Raw genomic sequence first — 2,699 nt, forward strand, 5'->3', positions numbered from 1 at the left:
GCAGTGGCGGACTACCGTCGGCACCGGTCAAGGCGGAAACTGACGGGCCGCACGCTATTTCGGGGCAGGAGGCTGATGATGGTGCGGGTAGCGGCCGCGAGGATGGTCTGGCGTTGGTATCCAGCGGTGGCCTGCATCCCGCAACAGGCCACGCATCCGGCACACCCCGTGACGACGCTGCTGCCGATGCGGTGGCAGGCGAGACCGACGACGCTGATGGCAGCACAGTGGCAGGCGAGACCGACGACGGTACGCTGGTAGACACGCCCGACGCTGATGGCAGCATCGCGGCAGGCGACGGCGTGGCGGCTGGCGTGAAGGAGGCGGGGCAGCGAAAGAACGTCCTGCTCGGGTCTGAACTGGGTGATGACAGGATCCGCGCCTGGCTCGCTGGTGCAAGCCGTGATGCCAATCCGACTGATCGATATGCAGCGGTGTTGCTGGATCCGGACAGCCGGTTCCCGGTAGAGATCACCGCGAACTCAGCTGCCGTCCCCGCCACTCATAGTTCCGTGCTTGGGCAGGGCCTCGACTGGTCTGCCTTGCCGGCTCGTGAACGAGCCGCTGTCGAAGCCCTGGTTGACAGGCGGCTTTCCGGCCCGATGGCTACGGCGGGCTGGAAGCCTGCCGACTGGGCCGCTGTCGCCGCGGCCCGCCGAAGGAGTCATGAGGCCGCGGCCCACGTCATGTTGCGGCTGGTGAAAGCCAATCATCCTAATGGGTTTGCTAGCTATCTTGCAGCACTAGATGCCGCGCGCAACACCACCTTCGGCTTTCTCAATCTTGATCGGGAGCTCATGGCCAAGGGTGTAAATTTTCTTGGCTTGATGTGGGATATATACGCAGAGAAGACCCACGTGACTCAGATGGTTCACAGCTGGATCAGTTCGGGAATTACTGAAAACTGGAAGTCGCGTAATCGGGGTGCTGTCGCCATGGCCCTCAAATATTCTGGCACGGCGGCCATGGCCGCCACTGCCTGGGACGTGGCCGTCGCTGCCCCCTCTCGAGATCCATCTGACGTGCTTTCTCGCCATTTCACGGCAACCGGCCCCTCTTGGGATTCTTCCGACGTGCTTTCTCGCTATTACGCGGCACTGGACGAAGCGAGTGCCGATAACGCGGCTGGCAATCTCCGTCAGGCGACCGATCGAATTCTCCGAGCTGGTAAAGCTCTCAAGGAGGAGGGAGTGGATGTTTTCCGCCTGAAATGGTGGGCCCTGTCGGACAGTGAGCGTAGCGAGGTTAAACGTTCGGTCCCCCGGTTTGTGGTCCCGTCCCGGCTTGCTGCTTGGGTTACCGGGCTGCCTGACACCGCGCGCTTTAGTGACCTTGAGTGGGGTGCTGTCGCGGTGGCCCACCGCGAGGTTCATAAGGACGTTGCGGTTGTCACCGCTTGGCAACTGTCCGCCGATCCTGTGCGGCGTTGGCTTTCCCGCCCGTATATCGGGATGGCGTTGGTGGACAACGAGCGGATGAAGGAGCAGGTCGTCAGGCAATATCTGGACAGCCTGGGAACTGACGAACGAGAAGCCCTGGGGCAGCGTTTGAGTTCCGTGCTTGGACCTTCCAGCTTTCGTGATGTTCCAGAATCCCTGCGGTCGAGTAGCGGCCGCAGTGGTGGTGCACGTGCCGATGATGATGCCCTGGCCGGCAGTTTCCGCAGCGATGACGAGGCGACGGTGGCCAGCAGTGATGCCGATGACGGCACCAGGCTCATCGGAGGTTTGGGGAGCGAGGGAAAGCAGCCGGGGCACGGCACGGCTGCGGGCGCCGGGGGCGGCCTTGAGCATGCGGAGGAAGTGCTGGCCGCAGTTTCACCGGCTGCCGGTGGCGATGCGCTGCTGCAGCAAACTGCGTCAGTGGCGACGGGTGACACGGGTGAAGTTCATCCTTCAGGGCCTTTGTCTGTTCCGGGGATCGTGCCCGCTGCGGCCAGCCCAGCCCCCGTCTCATCTGGCGGCCAGCCGCGGGACGTGCGGCATACCGTCGTCCACGGCTCGGCCACGGAGACCGTGACGGTGCGCTGGGAGAGCGGGGACAGGTCGTTCCCGGTGCTGGACGAACCCGCTGGGGTGTCGGCGCGGGCGGTTTCCGCGCCGGCGGGTGCGGTGGATGACATCCTCCACGGTGCGGGTCCTGGTGCGGGGCGGGTGGATCTGAGGCTGGACGCGGGTTGGGATGCGGCGCGTGGTGCGGCGGCGCCGGACACGGTGAAGCATTCGTGGGTGGACCCGGTGTCGACGCCGCGGGGTGGTGGCGCCCATGCGCCGCGGTACGAGGTCCGCGCGGGCTACGACGTGCGCAGGTTCGAGCTCGGTGGGCGTCCTGTCACGGATCTGACGGTGAGGGTGCGTCTGGCCGGCGAGGGTCTGTCCCCGGCCCAGGTGGACGCGTTGTGGGACCGTGCGCTGTCGGGTGTGGAGCGGGTCTTCAACCGTCCGGGTGAGGTGATGCGCGATGGCAGTGTCCTGCATGTGACGCTGGAGCGGGTCGCGGGGAATGCCTCCGACGCCCATCTGAACGTGAACGTGGGTGGCTCGCGTGGTGCGATGAACCAGCACCAGTGGCGTGTCGACGCCACCGAGCAGGACCTCGCGCACGAGTTGGGTCACCAGTTGGGTCTGCGGGACGAGTACCGGGACACCACCGCCGGGCATCGCCCGGAGGTCGACGGCAGCCTGATGGGCAACTACCAC

The 2,699-nt window shown here is 65.4% G+C and carries 1 protein-coding gene; it reads left to right on the forward strand.

Going from position 1 to position 2,699, the window contains the following annotated elements:
• The coding region (locus PV350_RS46015; RefSeq protein WP_500339237.1) for a hypothetical protein at positions 1-2,699 on the forward strand (2,699 nt) is incomplete at both ends.

The sequence above is a fragment of the Streptomyces sp. PA03-6a genome (assembly GCF_033792765.1).
Taxonomy (GTDB): Bacteria; Actinomycetota; Actinomycetes; order Streptomycetales; family Streptomycetaceae; genus Actinacidiphila.